The organism is Lentibacillus juripiscarius, from assembly GCF_042685205.1.
Classification (GTDB): domain Bacteria; phylum Bacillota; class Bacilli; order Bacillales; family Amphibacillaceae; genus Lentibacillus; species Lentibacillus juripiscarius.
Genome location: NZ_JBHUNA010000005.1, coordinates 125,585 through 139,264 on the forward strand (window position 1 = coordinate 125,585; position 13,680 = coordinate 139,264).

A 13,680-nucleotide genomic window follows, 5' to 3' on the forward strand; every position below is an offset into this window, starting at 1 on the left:
ACTATTCCATCGGTTAAAATAAAGGAAAAGAAATTTCTGATAGGAAACGAACAAATGAAATGGGAGGCGTTACAATGTCAGTAGCAGTGAGTCCGGCATGGCTGAGGGAGCGGCTGGAGGATTATCCTGAGCAGACGGCAGTTGTTGATACACGTTTTAAGCTGAGCGATGAAGATGCTGGAAGGAAAGCATATTTGGAAGGCCACATACCACAAGCCGTTTATCTGGATCTGAATAAAGACATGTCCGCGAAACCGGCTAAACATGGCGGCAGTCACCCACTACCCGATATGGAGATGTTTGCAGCAAAAATCGGCAACATCGGCATTGGCCATGATACAACCATTGTTATTTATGATCAGCAGAATGACATGTTCGCCGCACGCTTGTGGTGGCTTTTGTATTATGCAGGCCATGAACATGTTTACTTGCTTGATGGGGGCTTGGATGCCTGGGTGGAACAGGGGTATGAAGTGACAACAGAAATACCGAAACTGGAAGCAGTGAACTTCATACCGCAGTATCGGGAGCACGAGAAAGTGGATATCGAGGAAGTGAAGGAGAAACTTAAGAACAAGTCAGCAACGTTAATTGACTCGCGCTCGAAGGAAAGATATCTCGGAAAAACCGAGCCGCTGTATGCTAAAGCAGGTCACATCCCTGGTGCGAGACATTTTTTCTGGAAAGGTGTTTTCAACGAGAATGGAAAATGGAAGAATACGGAAGAGTTGGCGAAGCACTTCGGATCACTTGATAAGGATGATGAAATTATTGTCTCCTGTGGGTCGGGTGTATCCGCCTGTCCGAATGTCCTGGCATTGAAATCGGCTGGGTTCCGAAATGTGAAGCTTTATCCGGGCAGTTTCAGTGACTGGATTTCTTATGAAGAAAATGAAGTGGAGTTGGCGGAAGAATGACGAATGGCCTCAAACGCTGTGACTGGGTGACGGATGAACAGATTTATATTGATTACCATGATGACGAGTGGGGGAGGCCGGTTCACGATGACAGATTGCTATTCGAGATGCTGACGCTCGAAGGTGCCCAAGCTGGCTTGAGCTGGATTACCATTCTGAAACGCCGGCACAACTATGGGGAAGCATTTGACTATTTTGATCCGGTGAAAATCAGAGCGTATGACGAGCATAAAATCAGTGAACTGCTGCAGGATGCCGGCATCATAAGGAATAAACGCAAAATTGAGTCCGTCATCAAAAACGCACATGCTTTTTTGAAAATACAGAAGGAGTTTGGCAGTTTTGATGCATACATTTGGCAATTTGTCGGCGGGGAACCAATGTTGAATGACTGGGATACACACGCTGATGTGCCGTCGTTTACGAAGGAATCAGAGCTGATGAGCGAGGATTTAAAAAAGCGCGGATTCAGCTTTGTCGGACCAACGATTTGTTATGCATTTATGCAGGCAACCGGGATGGTGAATGATCATACTAAGGGTTGTTTTCTTTATCATGGAAAATAAGAATAGGTGGTACAACAATGAATTAATAGTACGGGATAGAGGTGTGCGGTGTGTTGGCGGATTAGATATGCATGATGTTAATATAATCGTCAATTTAAAGAGGGCTGACAATCCTGGAGGAAGATTTGCCGGAGTTTAATAGGCGGTTATCTGCTTTTTATGAATAAAATGATTATACTAAAATCGATACATTTATTTACGAAAAATGTATCTTTGGAATTGATTATTGAAGATAGGATCCTAAGTAAGATATTCTTTTAATGCCTTGAAGTACATCCTTCCTTTCTAGTAGAATACGACATTGTGCGCGATTTGGAAAGGAAGAAGATAATGATATCTCAAAGTGTGTTTTTGGAAAAAGAAGAAGCAAAAAGTAAAGATGAATTGAAAACGGAGCTTGATACGCTGGAACTGCAACTCTTCCGTATGCAGGATAACATGAAAAAGATTGCCAGGAATGCAGAGATTATCGGCATTGATCAGACCAGACATGACGAGTGGGTTATCATTTACGCATATAGGGATGAGGAAATGTGCCAAATCATGCTGCATAATTGTTCAAGACCATACCGTGGTGATTGGCATTCGACCATAGAAGCGGAATATAAAGATAACCAAAACTTGCATATTGCTGCTATTAAAGGCGAAGAAAATAAAGGGTATGGATCGGTACTAATGAAACATTTAAAAGAAGTGGCACATGAAGATAATGTGCAGAATATTACAGGTGACATTGTTCAGCGCGATTTCGATCATGTCGAGCGGTTGGAACATTTTTACAGTAAGCATTATTTTGACGTGAAAATTGACCATCAGGCACAATGTGGTGAAATTATTTGGAATGGTGCATAAAGCGGGCTATTTCCCTCCAAGTGCGTGTTCAAAGGAGGATAAAAAGGACCGAGAAGTTCAAGGCGGCGCAGCTTTGAGTAGCGGAATATATGCAAATTAATACATGAGCACAAGGAATGCTCCCCTGAATACACATCGCACGCAGGAAAAGTGGTTTTCTTTTCCAAGGAACGGAAAGGCAAGCCAACGATGAAATTCGAAGTGTCATTTTTACCGGACTTTTTGAACATCCTCTTAAATAGGAAATAGCCCCTTTCTTTAGTTGAGCTGCGGTGTTTTCCGATGGTTTGTTGCTTGTTCATATGCATAGGCCAGTTCAATCAGCCTTGCTTCGGTAAAAGCAACCCCTGTTAATGTGATGCCAACTGGTTTCCCTGCTGACGTATAGCCTGCCGGAACAGTTATAGAAGGGTAACCCGCTTTTGCAGCGATTCCCGCCCCGTAATTATTTATGAAAATGAGCGCATCCAAGTTATGTTCGTTTATCGCTTTATCAATGCCTTCTTCCTGTGACTGCTCCAAATCACTTAATCGGGCTTGAATATATTCAGCTTCGGTCTGGTTTCCGCTTTTTTTGTCGGACTGCTCGAGAATTGTCTGTCCGTAGTTCAACGCCTCGTTCTTGTGATTTTTATTAAACTGGATAACATCTTGCAATGATTGGACTGGGAGATTTGTTGATGCATCCTTTAAATAGGCATTGACTCCGCTTTTGAATTCGTGCAGCATGACGTTTATATCGTTTACATCCACGGGCAACTTAACCGGGTCCGTTATGGCTGCCCCGAGCTTTTCCATATCCGCTAAAGCATCCTCTATGATGGCAATTTCTTCGTCATCCGCTCCTTGCAGGTAGTCGCGTGACATACCCAATCTGGCGTTTTTTAATCCATTTATATTAAGTGACTGGGAAAAGTTCTTTGTCGTTTTGTTTATCAAAGTAGCTGGATCGTTTTTATCGGAACCAGTAAGCGCATCCAGCAGAATGGCCGCATCTTCCACGGTAAGTGTCATAGGCCCGGCGGTATCCTGGCTATTGGAAATCGGGATGATACCTGTGCGGCTCAGCAGGCCAACAGTTGGTTTGATGCCGACAATGGAATTGCTGCTTGCAGGGCTCAGGATGGATCCGCTCGTTTCCGTACCAAGTGCTCCGGCAGCAAAACCAGCGGCAATACCGGCACCCGACCCGGCACTGGAACCTCCTGTGTCGAATTTGCCTGGTCCATAGGGATTTCTTACTTGTCCGCCTAACGAACTGTATCCATTCGGCATTCCCACGGTCATAAAGTTCGCCCACTCAGTTAGGTTGGCTTTCCCGAGGGTAACTGCTCCGGCCTCACGTAGTTTCCGGACAATAAAAGCGTCTTCTTTTGCATAGTTATTTTCCATAGCCAGCGAGCCCGCCGTCGTATGCATTTTATCCCCGGTGTCAATATTGTCTTTTACCAGGATAGGAATACCATGAAGCGGGCTACGTGGGCCTGTTTGGTTTCTTTCTGTATCTAGGGATTCCGCGATATGCAATGCATCCGGGTTCAATTCCAGCACTGCGTTGATTTGTTCATTATGGCTGGCAATTTGTTTCAGGTACTGTTTTGTTAGTTCTTTTGCTGACAAATTGCCGTATTCCATTTTTTGTTGTAATTCTGGGATAGTCATTTCATTTATTGCCATAGTAGTCCTCCTCATAGGTTATCTTTTGAAATATTCGACTTTTGTTGTTGAAGTTCCTTTTAAATTGAAAAAATTTTTGGAGATTGTATTCTATTACTATAATCGAAGGATGCAGTCAAAAGGTGATATGAAAAGGTAACATTTTTTCTTTAGGTAGACGACACTTTTTTCTTGTTCGCAATCGATTGTAGGTGTAGGAGGACAGCTCTAGCTATTTCAAATAGTAGCCCTTAATCGGTAAAAGTTACCGGGACATTTGCCTTTTCTGCAGGAATTAATGTTGTATCATTTGCCAGTAAGCTGGTGTAATCTTTTTCAGGCGTTCGGCGGCCATGTAATAGACGCTATGTTGCTCTTTAGAGTATCTTGTTTCCTTTGAATTCCTAAGTCCAACAGCTAACACATAGAAGTATTTAGGGGCTTTGTCATAGTGATATACAAACCGCATATCCGGTTTTTCCTGAGGGTTGGGGTTGTTTTTAGAAAAAAATTTGTATTCCCGCCAACCTATTAAATCATGTCTCAGACTCCATCCTGGACGAAGTGGATTTCGCTTAGCCTTGTGGATAGCAGTGAGAAACGTATCGTAAAATGCATTAAAGTCTTCTACATGTTCCGCAATAATTGGAAGGTCCATAACAATTATTTCCTGATGCCAAAATTCCTTAATGATTTTCATTGGTTGTTCCTGTTTATTTTAGCTTTAATATCATCATAACTGACACTATTCCCGTTACCTTCTTGAGGGGGCATATCTGGTTGATAAGAACCTGTATTGGGTATTTCCCTCATGTTTTTTTCACGTCTATCCCTAAATGTAGGATCAACAGCATGCATTTCTTTTTCTGTTTTAAATTGCCCTTTTGGAATTTGGTATCCTTTTCGCTGTATTTTACCCGGGCTCTCATCAATTTTGTATTCAATTTTTTCTTCTGCAATCCATTTATAGACTGTCTGTTTATTAACGTCAAACAATTCCGCGACATCTTTCACTGTATAATGTTCCGGGGCATTCGTGTTTTCGGATAAACTGACACGTGCTACTGAATTTAGTTCAAAAATAAGTTTTTGAATATATGGGTCAGTCAAATCAGTTTCTTTTTTCGTTTCTTCGGCAAGTTTAAGGATAATATCATGTGCGATTTCGGTTGAGTTAGTCAATTCCATTCACCTCCACATCTTTATTATAACATATTATTAAACTTACTAAACTTTTTATAATTATTATATCCTGTATTGTGAAGGAAATCTTTCTTCGCGAGGAAAAAGCAGCAATTACAGCAAATATTTTTTTCAGCATATATATTGTGATAAACTAATTTTTACCATAGCAAGAAAGGAAGTTTTGCTCATGCAATATGTAACATTAAACAACGGACTGGAAATGCCGCAGCTCGGTTTTGGTGTTTGGCAGGTACCGGATGAGGAAGCGGAACCGGCTGTTGCGAAAGCACTTGAAACAGGCTATCGCGCGATTGATACGGCCAAAGTATATGAGAATGAGCATGGTGTTGGCAGAGCAATTGCCAAGAGTGGGATCGCCCGTGATGAGCTGTTTATTACGACAAAGGTCTGGAACAGTGATCAGGGATATGACGAGACATTGAAGGCTTTCGATGCGAGTCTGGAGCGCCTTGGTCTTGAATATGTTGATTTATATTTAATCCATTGGCCGACACCGGAATTTGATGATTATGTGGAAACATATAAGGCGATGGAAAAACTGTATAATGATGGCCGTGTCAAGGCAATCGGCGTTTGTAACTTTAACATCGAACATCTCCAGCGTCTGTTGGATGAATGTGATGTTGTGCCGGTGTTGAATCAGGTAGAATGCCATCCATATTTTCAGCAGCATGAGCTGAAGAAGTTTTGCCAGGACCATAACATTTATCTGGAAGCATGGAGCCCGTTAATGAACGGCAAAGAAGTGCTGGAGAATGATACGGTTCGTGCAATTGCCGAAAAGCATGGCAAAACATCGGCGCAAGTTATTATTCGCTGGCACCTGCAGTCGGAGTCGATTGTTATTCCGAAATCAGTGACTCCATCCCGTATTGAAGAAAACTTCGATGTATTTGATTTTGAATTAAGTGATGACGATATGGATAAATTGGCGGGATTGGATCGCGGCCAGCGCAATGGTCCGGAGCCGAGTGAAATGAATAAACGGTAAATGCTGTCCCGGGTGCGGAGTCAATCTGCATCCGGTTTTTTTAAAATAATCGGTGTCTTCAACTGTTGAAAAATTTCAACCAAATACACGCTTCACGACGTCTGCAAACTCTCGAAAATAATCTGGAATCTTATCTTCCGCTAATCCGCTATACATATTTTCAGCAATGGATTGGTTGTACCATTTTTGTTGTTCGAAACCTGCATTAAAATGGAGCCACAGCTTATCGCCCTGACGCTTTAATTCTTTTTCCATCGATAGCAGATTGTCCAATTTGTCGGCAACAATCAGATATTTGATTTCTTTTTCGGCCTGTTTGACAGTATCGATTGTGTGCTGTTTGCGTTCGTCCCAGGATTTTGATTTATCTTCCGTGTGGGCGGAAACGAGCTGAGCAACCTTTGATCCAAATCTCCCTTCTATATCCTCGATTTCATACGATGTATCTTCTACAACATCATGTAAATAACCGGCACAGACTAACGCTTCGCTGAATCCCGACGTTTCCAGCTGTTTTGCGACACGGATAGGGTGGGTAATATATGGCGTGCCGGAACTTTTGCGTGTCTGGCCTTCATGGGCTTGTTCGGCAAAGGCTTTTGCTGCTTGTTTCATCTGCTTCCCTCCATGGGCGATGTTATTAGAGCAAGTGTAGCACTACGGCAGCCATTGCTCAACTGCACTAAATTTTGGATTAGTGGAATCAGATTTCTTTTCATTCAGTTGCGGAATAAGTAAACTAGATGTATAGATGCAATTTTTATCTTAATCGTTACATAAGCGTAAAAACTTGATATGATAAAAGTAATGACAATGGAGATAGGATGAATAACTATGGGTGAAGGAATTAACAAGCGCAAAACAGAACATATCCGGCTTTGTTTAAATGATAATGTGGAAGGTGTAAACAAATCAACAGGGCTTGAAGGGATAGCCTTCATACATAACGCATTGCCGGAGATTAATTTTGCGGATATCAGTCTGGATACTGATTTCCTGGACAAGCCGATCAAAGCACCGTTTTTGGTAAGTTCAATGACTGGCGGATCAGAACTGGCGTCGAAAATCAACCAAAATTTAGCAAAGGCTGCAGAAGAAAAAGGCTGGGCTGTCGCACTCGGTTCAACGCGGGCGCTTTTGGAAAGCGACGCACATCAGGAGTCTTTTTTAATACGAAAGCATGCGCCGTCGGTTCCTCTTATTGCTAATTTGGGTGCTGTCCAGCTGAATTATGGTTATGGTGCTGAAGAGTGTCAGCGGATTGTTGAAATGACCGGCGCTGATTCGATTGTGCTGCACTTTAACCCACTTCAGGAAGCCGTGCAGGATGAGGGCGATTTGAATTTCGAGAACCTCCTTCCGAAAATTGAGAAGGTATGTTCCGCGCTGGACGTTCCCGTTGGTGCGAAGGAAGTTGGATTTGGAATCGACGGAACTATTGCAAAAAAATTACACGATGCTGGCATCTTCTATATTGATGTCGCAGGCGCCGGCGGAACATCATGGAGTCAGGTGGAAAAACTTCGCTCCAACGATCCGCTGAAAAAGGCTGCTGCCGAGGCGTTCAATAACTGGGGAATCCCGACGAAAGACTGCATTGTGTCGGTGAGAAGTGCGTTGGAAGATGTTCCGGTTGTATCCAGCGGCGGTATGAAAACCGGCGTCGATGCAGCGAAAGCATTGACCATTGGCGCTGATGTGATCGGATTTGCCCGCAAATTACTTCAAGCCGCGACTGAATCTGATGAGGCGGTAAAGGAAACAATGGAACAGATTGAACTTGAATTGAAAATGACCATGTTCGGTATTGGTGCAAAAACACTTGATGATTTAAAAAACACAAAGCGCGTATCCATTATGGGAAAATCATTGCTTGAGGACTGAAAATGCGGGACTGCTCACAATTTGTGGGCAGTTTTTTGGTGCGTTATTGAGGAAACGCTAAAGTTTCATGCAGAAACGCTAAAGTTCACAATAAAAACGCTAAAGTTCACATACAAAAACGCTAAAGTTCACATTCAAAATGCTAAAGTTCACAATTTCAGCCAGCATTTTTCCCACAAAGTCCCATCCGACAGCCCGAAATTCATGGTTTATAATCCTGAAACCTCCAAATCCTAAAAGGAAAAAGGAGGTTTTTACATGGATGAAGAAATGCATGAATCAGAGGACAGTAAAATTATTCCGATGACGTCGATTACAAATGGTACAGGCGAAGAAGTTGCGAATGATGTGTTTTACTTCACGAATCAGATTGCGAACATCGGGTTCATTGGTTATCCGGATAAGGGGGATTGGATGCTGGTGGACGCAGGTCTGCCTAAATCGGCTGATGAAATACTCGAAAAGGCAGAGGAACGTTTCGGGAAACAGAACCCCCCGTCAGCGATTATTTTGACACACGGGCATTTTGACCATGTGGGCGGACTAGTCGAACTTGTACAGAAGTGGGATGTTCCGGTGTACGCCCATACAAAGGAAATTCCATATTTAACCGGTGAAAAGAGCTATCCGGAACCTGATCCTGGCGTGGAAGGCGGTATGTTAGCCAAAATATCCAAAATGTACCCAAATAAACCAATTAACCTAGGGAATGCTGTAAAACCTCTGCCTGATGATAACAGTGTTCCCGGGATGGATGATTGGGAATGGATCCACACACCTGGACATTCGCCGGGGCATGTTTCATTTTACCGTGAACGTGACGGCATGCTGCTTTCTGGTGATGCATTCATTACCGTCAGGCAGGATTCGTTCTACAATGTGCTGATGCAAACCAGTGAAGTGAATGGTCCGCCAAGGTATTTGACCACTGACTGGGAAAGTGCCAGGGAATCTGTTGAGAAACTGGCTGCACTAAAGCCTGAAACAGTGGTACCGGGGCACGGAACTTCGATGAGCGGAGAGGATTTACAAGAAGGTTTGCAGCAGCTTGCCAAGACGTTTGACCAAACAGCAAAACCGGATTATGGACGTTACGTCGATGGTCCAAAATACCACTGATAAGTAATTGGGAAATCGGCATTACGCCGATTTCTTTAACGTTGGGCACCGGTTAATGCGAATAGGATGAAGGGAGGCTGATCAAGCAGTATTTGAACGATGACCGGGAAACGATTGCACGGATTTTGATTTTCAGCATAAAATCAAAATCACTGGATCCAAGCAATGTTTTAGTAATCTGGACCCTGGAAAGACTATAAGTAACTGACTGGTATGAAGTAGGTAGTTGAACGGACTAAAATATTGTGTTTGAAAACAATAGAATGTTAAAGAGGGATTTGTATGTTTGGAATCATAGGAGTTATGGCAGCTGCCATGCTGTTATTTATGTTTAGAGACGGTAAGAAATACGAAACGGTCTACAGTGGCAGTGAATCAAATTTAAGTGAGGCAAATGAATATTATTGGCTTCTAAAAGGAAATAAAATACCATTTAAATATCAAATCCCATATAATTGGAGTAATTTTTATCAATTTGGATACAAGGAAAGTCCGGTATACATAAAAGTAAGTGAAAATGATGTGGACAAGGCGAAAAAAGTAATGATGAATTATCGAATAGAGAAAATGAAAATGGAAAGAAATATCGAAACAGAGAGAAGTAAATGGTAGCGACAGCCGGCGTCGGACAGCATCAGAGTCAGTTTCATGCAGGACATGGAAGGGTTTTGAGCACATACATGAATTAGCTGGCCTGTGACAAATTACTTCATCGTTGCGGTTTTTGAAGTAATCGGTAGTTATTGGTATTACTCCTGAACGGCAGACAATCAAGCGCATCTTTTCTTATAAAAAGTTATTCTGTGCTAAAATAAATAACAGGAAAAGAGGTGTTATGATGAATATAGAGGTATGGTCCGATTTTGTTTGCCCGTTTTGTTACATCGGAAAGCGCAGACTGGAATTAGCGCTGGAACAATTCCCGAATAAAGAGGATGTAACAGTGGCGTACAAAAGTTATGAACTGGATCCGAATGCCGAGGAGAATCCCGGTAAATCGATTCATGAGCTCCTGGCAGCCAAATATGGCATGAGTGTCGAGAAGGCCAAGAAATCAAACGAAGAAATGGGAAAGCAGGCGGCAGAGCTCGGTTTGATTTACCATTTTGATTCGATGAAACATACGAATACATTTGATGCACATCGTGTTGCACAATATGCAAAGGATAAAGGCAAGGGAAACCAAGTCACTGAACGGCTGTTGAAGGCTTATTTTACAGACTCTGAACTTATAAGTAATCATGATACACTGGCAAGACTTGCTGGCGAGGCGGGCCTGAATCAGGAAGACGTACGCGCAATGCTTGAGACAGACGATTATAAAAGACATGTCCGTGCCGATGAACAGGAGGCCGGACAGTTGGGTGTCGAGGGTGTACCATTTTTTGTTTTCAATAACAAATATGGAGTATCCGGTGCACAGCCGCAGGAAGTGTTTTTAGAGGTGCTTGAAAAAGTATGGGAAGAGGAGCGATCAGAGCCTGCCCTGCAATCATTGACGCCTAAGAAGTCAAAAACAACATACTGTACAGATGAAGGCTGTGAAGTCGTGGAAGAAGACTAAACACCTTTTGTGAAAGCCCTGGTAAGCGTGGAATGCGTTTACCGGGGCTTTTTTATGTCAAAGGTGTCGGCTTCACCTGTACAAGCTCACTTTCAAGACTGGAAATTCCACATGACATAAAAATGCAATAATTTTTTTGAGGAATATATTGCAGTTATCCCAAATTCTGTTATAATAAATGACAGAACGTAATTGATAATGATTTTCATTATTAATTAGATTGAGTAAAAAGAGATAACCATTCTAATTTGCATTCGAGGGTTACATATGAAAATTTGGCATCTGGCGACTGTCGGACTATTGTTATCGTTTACTTCCATTTTTATAGGTGTTTCAGATGTTGCGCCGTGGGACATTCTCAGCTTGTCGGATGAACAGTTGGAGATCATCATGATTAGCCGGGTGCCCAGGCTCGCCAGTATAGTGATTGCTGGCATGAGCATGAGTATCTGCGGGCTTATTATGCAGCAGCTTAGCCGAAACAAGTTCGTTTCACCGACAACATCGGGGACACTGGATTCGGCAAGATTGGGCATTTTGGTAGCCTTGATGGTTTTTACTTCCGCCAGCCCGCTGCAAAAGATGGCTATTTCGTTTTTGTTTGCCTTGCTGGGAACGGTCATCTTTATGAAAATCCTCGAGAAAATAAAATTCAAGGATGCCGTCTTCATTCCATTGGTTGGGCTGATGTTCGGGAATATCATCAGTTCTGTTGCAACCTTTCTGGCGTACAAGAACGATTTAATCCAGAACATGTCCTCCTTTATGCAAGGAGACTTTTCGATGGTCATGAGTGGGAATTATGAGCTCATGTATATCAGCATCCCACTGCTCATTATCGCCTACTTGTTTGCCAACAAGTTTACGATTGCAGGAATGGGGGAGGATTTTGCCAAAAACCTTGGACTGAAATACCAGCAGGTGGTCAATTTTGGGCTGATTATCGTTGCGCTGGTGACTGCATCGGTTGTTTTATCGGTGGGGATGATTCCATTCCTTGGGCTGATCATTCCAAACATTGTCACCATCTATCAGGGTGACCATTTAAAGAAAAGCTTGCTGCATACAGCACTTCTGGGAGCTATATTCGTATTGGCCTGCGATATTATTGGAAGGGTTATCATTTATCCGTACGAAATTCCGATCAGTCTGACAGTAGGTGTCATAGGAAGTGCAATATTTATTTACTTGCTGCTGAGGAGAAAGAAATATGGGCTATAAGAAAAAGACAATCACCCTTGCAATAATCGCAGCAATTTTTGTCCTGATTTACATTTTTTATGATTTGAGCGGCAACATTGGCTATATACTTCCGCGACGTCTTATGAAGGTGGCTGCCATTATTCTGACCGCTTCAGCGATTGCGTTTTCAACAACCGTATTTATGACCATTACCAATAATCGCATTTTGACACCGAATATATTAGGACTTGATTCACTTTATCTTTTGCTGCAGACGTTCATTATCTTTGTATTTGGATCACGCTCGCTGGTCATGATGAGCAGCAGCATCAACTATTTTCTGTCCATCGGGGTCATGGTCATTTTTTCACTGGTGCTCTATCGCTTTCTGTTTAAAGGGGAGAATAACAATATTTATTTCCTCTTGCTGATAGGAATGATTCTAGGGACATTTTTTGGAAGCTTTACAGACTTCATGCAAGTTTTGATTGATCCCAATGAGTTTATGGTTGCCCGTGACCGGATGTTTGCAAGCATCAATAATGTGAATAAGGATCTTGTCTACTTGTCATTCGGGTTAATGGTGCTTGTAACGCTCTATTTCATTCGGTTCTACAAGTATCTTGATGTGCTGGGTCTTGGGAAAGATCATGCCATCAATCTGGGAGTACCCTATGATTATGTGGTGAAACGGCTTTTGATTGTTGTGGCGGTATTGATATCGATTGCAACAGCACTGGTCGGCCCGATTACGTTTCTCGGTTTGCTCGTTGTCAATGTCGCCTATGAATTTTTAAAAACATACCGTCATTTTTATATAATTATCGGTTCCATCTTGATCAGCATTATCGCACTGCTTGGAGGCCAATTCGTCGTTGAAGAAGTGTTTACTTTCCAGACAACGATTAGCGTAATCATCAACTTTGCCGGTGGTATTTACTTTATTTATCTTTTATTAAAGGAGAATAAATCATGGTAGATCTGAAAAGTGTGTTTAAGCGGTATAATCAGAAGAATGTCGTGGAGGATGTCTCGGTGTCAATCGAAAAAGGCACGATTACGTCATTTATCGGTCCGAATGGGGCGGGGAAGAGTACTTTAATTTCGATGATCAGCAGGCTTATTTCGCGCGATGATGGGGATATTACCATTGATGGAGAGGATATCACCCAGAAAAAGAACAAAGAATTGGCTAAAAAGATATCAATTCTAAAACAATCCAATGCGATTAATTTGCGGCTGACTATCAGGGAGCTTGTATCTTTCGGCCGCTTTCCGTACTCCCAGGGCAGACTGACGGATGAGGACTGGGAAAAGGTGGATGAGGCAATTGATTACATGGAGCTCCGCGACATCCAGGATAAATTTTTGAATGAGCTATCTGGTGGTCAGCGCCAGCGCGCCCATATTGCCATGGTCATTGCCCAGGACACGGAGTATATTCTGCTTGACGAGCCATTGAATAATCTTGACATGCGGCATTCAGTGCAAATTATGAAAACATTGCGGAAACTGGTTAATGAACTGGGCAAGACCATACTTATTGTCATCCATGATATTAATTTTGCTTCATGCTATTCCGACCAGATTGTTGCGCTAAAGGACGGGAAAATCGTTAAACAGGGCCCGACATGCAATGTGATTGATGAATGTGTTCTGAAAGATATATACGACATGGATATTGAAATTAAACATATTAACAATAACCGGATTTGCGTTTATTTCGCATAAAAGAGGAGGAAA

The 13,680-nt window shown here is 42.4% G+C and carries 15 protein-coding genes; 11 read left to right on the plus strand and 4 right to left on the minus strand.

Annotated elements, in window-relative coordinates:
* Nucleotides 1–74: 74 nt before the first annotated feature.
* From ACFSUO_RS03435 to ACFSUO_RS03445, 3 genes are all read left to right on the plus strand, one after another.
* Nucleotides 75–917 (plus strand): sulfurtransferase, encoded by an 843-nt coding sequence (locus tag ACFSUO_RS03435; RefSeq protein ID WP_382391113.1) that lies wholly within the window; start codon nucleotides 75–77, stop codon nucleotides 915–917.
* Complete coding sequence (locus ACFSUO_RS03440; RefSeq protein WP_382391115.1) at nucleotides 914–1,483, plus strand: DNA-3-methyladenine glycosylase I; 570 nt, start codon at nucleotides 914–916, stop codon at nucleotides 1,481–1,483. Before ACFSUO_RS03435 ends, ACFSUO_RS03440 begins: the two co-directional genes overlap by 4 nt.
* Before the next feature lie 330 nt (nucleotides 1,484–1,813).
* Nucleotides 1,814–2,335, plus strand: coding sequence for a hypothetical protein (locus ACFSUO_RS03445; protein WP_382391117.1), 522 nt, complete (start codon nucleotides 1,814–1,816; stop codon nucleotides 2,333–2,335).
* Between the two features lie 258 nt (nucleotides 2,336–2,593).
* On the opposite strand, the gene ACFSUO_RS03450 is transcribed toward ACFSUO_RS03445, so the two are convergent.
* The 3 genes from ACFSUO_RS03450 to ACFSUO_RS03460 all read right to left on the minus strand — a co-directional run bounded on the left by ACFSUO_RS03450 (nucleotide 2,594) and on the right by ACFSUO_RS03460 (nucleotide 5,173).
* Nucleotides 2,594–4,012 (minus strand): amidase family protein, encoded by a 1,419-nt coding sequence (locus ACFSUO_RS03450; protein WP_382391119.1) that lies wholly within the window; start codon nucleotides 4,010–4,012, stop codon nucleotides 2,594–2,596.
* A 274-nt stretch (nucleotides 4,013–4,286) separates the two neighbouring features.
* On the minus strand, nucleotides 4,287–4,691 hold the full coding sequence (locus tag ACFSUO_RS03455) for a hypothetical protein (protein WP_382391121.1): 405 nt from the start codon (nucleotides 4,689–4,691) through the stop codon (nucleotides 4,287–4,289).
* Complete coding sequence (locus ACFSUO_RS03460; protein ID WP_382391123.1) at nucleotides 4,688–5,173, minus strand: helix-turn-helix domain-containing protein; 486 nt, start codon at nucleotides 5,171–5,173, stop codon at nucleotides 4,688–4,690. The genes ACFSUO_RS03455 and ACFSUO_RS03460 overlap by 4 nt, the downstream gene beginning before the upstream one ends.
* A gap of 190 nt (nucleotides 5,174–5,363) precedes the next feature.
* On the opposite strand from ACFSUO_RS03460, the gene ACFSUO_RS03465 reads away from it, so the two are divergent.
* Nucleotides 5,364–6,188 carry an aldo/keto reductase gene (locus ACFSUO_RS03465; RefSeq protein ID WP_382391125.1) on the plus strand — a complete coding sequence of 275 codons (825 nt, stop codon included), beginning with the start codon at nucleotides 5,364–5,366 and terminating at the stop codon, nucleotides 6,186–6,188.
* A gap of 75 nt (nucleotides 6,189–6,263) precedes the next feature.
* On the opposite strand, the gene ACFSUO_RS03470 is transcribed toward ACFSUO_RS03465, so the two are convergent.
* Nucleotides 6,264–6,803 carry an HD domain-containing protein gene (locus ACFSUO_RS03470; RefSeq protein WP_382391127.1) on the minus strand — a complete coding sequence of 180 codons (540 nt, stop codon included), beginning with the start codon at nucleotides 6,801–6,803 and terminating at the stop codon, nucleotides 6,264–6,266.
* 219 nt (nucleotides 6,804–7,022) lie between these two features.
* Here ACFSUO_RS03470 and fni point away from each other — a divergent pair, with 219 nt between their 5' ends.
* From fni to ACFSUO_RS03505, 7 genes are all read left to right on the plus strand, one after another.
* The gene (fni, locus tag ACFSUO_RS03475) at nucleotides 7,023–8,072 is read left to right on the plus strand and encodes a type 2 isopentenyl-diphosphate Delta-isomerase (RefSeq protein WP_382391129.1); all 1,050 of its coding nucleotides are present in this window, start codon (nucleotides 7,023–7,025) and stop codon (nucleotides 8,070–8,072) included.
* A 258-nt stretch (nucleotides 8,073–8,330) separates the two neighbouring features.
* Nucleotides 8,331–9,191, plus strand: coding sequence for an MBL fold metallo-hydrolase (locus ACFSUO_RS03480; RefSeq protein WP_382391131.1), 861 nt, complete (start codon nucleotides 8,331–8,333; stop codon nucleotides 9,189–9,191).
* Between the two features lie 282 nt (nucleotides 9,192–9,473).
* Complete coding sequence (locus ACFSUO_RS03485) at nucleotides 9,474–9,803, plus strand: hypothetical protein (protein ID WP_382391133.1); 330 nt, start codon at nucleotides 9,474–9,476, stop codon at nucleotides 9,801–9,803.
* A gap of 226 nt (nucleotides 9,804–10,029) precedes the next feature.
* Entirely contained in the window at nucleotides 10,030–10,755 is a 726-nt protein-coding gene (locus ACFSUO_RS03490; RefSeq protein WP_382391135.1) for a DsbA family oxidoreductase, read from the plus strand.
* A 267-nt stretch (nucleotides 10,756–11,022) separates the two neighbouring features.
* The gene (locus ACFSUO_RS03495; protein WP_382391137.1) at nucleotides 11,023–11,976 is read left to right on the plus strand and encodes an ABC transporter permease; all 954 of its coding nucleotides are present in this window, start codon (nucleotides 11,023–11,025) and stop codon (nucleotides 11,974–11,976) included.
* Nucleotides 11,966–12,916 carry an iron chelate uptake ABC transporter family permease subunit gene (locus ACFSUO_RS03500; protein WP_382391139.1) on the plus strand — a complete coding sequence of 317 codons (951 nt, stop codon included), beginning with the start codon at nucleotides 11,966–11,968 and terminating at the stop codon, nucleotides 12,914–12,916. Before ACFSUO_RS03495 ends, ACFSUO_RS03500 begins: the two co-directional genes overlap by 11 nt.
* Entirely contained in the window at nucleotides 12,910–13,668 is a 759-nt protein-coding gene (locus ACFSUO_RS03505) for an iron ABC transporter ATP-binding protein (RefSeq protein WP_382391141.1), read from the plus strand. Before ACFSUO_RS03500 ends, ACFSUO_RS03505 begins: the two co-directional genes overlap by 7 nt.
* The last annotated feature ends 12 nt before the right edge of the window (nucleotides 13,669–13,680 follow it).

Bases quoted from the DNA above. Each gene is read 5' to 3' on its own strand.
- ACFSUO_RS03495 (WP_382391137.1), top strand. From the start codon at position 11,023: ATGAAAATTTGGCATCTGGCGACTGTCGGACTATTGTTATCGTTTACT.
- ACFSUO_RS03505 (WP_382391141.1), top strand. From the start codon at position 12,910: ATGGTAGATCTGAAAAGTGTGTTTAAGCGGTATAATCAGAAGAATGTC.
- ACFSUO_RS03500 (WP_382391139.1), top strand. From the start codon at position 11,966: ATGGGCTATAAGAAAAAGACAATCACCCTTGCAATAATCGCAGCAATT.
- ACFSUO_RS03480 (WP_382391131.1), top strand. From the start codon at position 8,331: ATGGATGAAGAAATGCATGAATCAGAGGACAGTAAAATTATTCCGATG.
- fni (WP_382391129.1), top strand. From the start codon at position 7,023: ATGGGTGAAGGAATTAACAAGCGCAAAACAGAACATATCCGGCTTTGT.
- ACFSUO_RS03440 (WP_382391115.1), top strand. From the start codon at position 914: ATGACGAATGGCCTCAAACGCTGTGACTGGGTGACGGATGAACAGATT.
- ACFSUO_RS03450 (WP_382391119.1), bottom strand. From the start codon at position 4,012: ATGGCAATAAATGAAATGACTATCCCAGAATTACAACAAAAAATGGAA.
- ACFSUO_RS03470 (WP_382391127.1), bottom strand. From the start codon at position 6,803: ATGAAACAAGCAGCAAAAGCCTTTGCCGAACAAGCCCATGAAGGCCAG.
- ACFSUO_RS03435 (WP_382391113.1), top strand. From the start codon at position 75: ATGTCAGTAGCAGTGAGTCCGGCATGGCTGAGGGAGCGGCTGGAGGAT.
- ACFSUO_RS03465 (WP_382391125.1), top strand. From the start codon at position 5,364: ATGCAATATGTAACATTAAACAACGGACTGGAAATGCCGCAGCTCGGT.
- ACFSUO_RS03455 (WP_382391121.1), bottom strand. From the start codon at position 4,691: ATGAAAATCATTAAGGAATTTTGGCATCAGGAAATAATTGTTATGGAC.
- ACFSUO_RS03490 (WP_382391135.1), top strand. From the start codon at position 10,030: ATGAATATAGAGGTATGGTCCGATTTTGTTTGCCCGTTTTGTTACATC.
- ACFSUO_RS03485 (WP_382391133.1), top strand. From the start codon at position 9,474: ATGTTTGGAATCATAGGAGTTATGGCAGCTGCCATGCTGTTATTTATG.
- ACFSUO_RS03445 (WP_382391117.1), top strand. From the start codon at position 1,814: ATGATATCTCAAAGTGTGTTTTTGGAAAAAGAAGAAGCAAAAAGTAAA.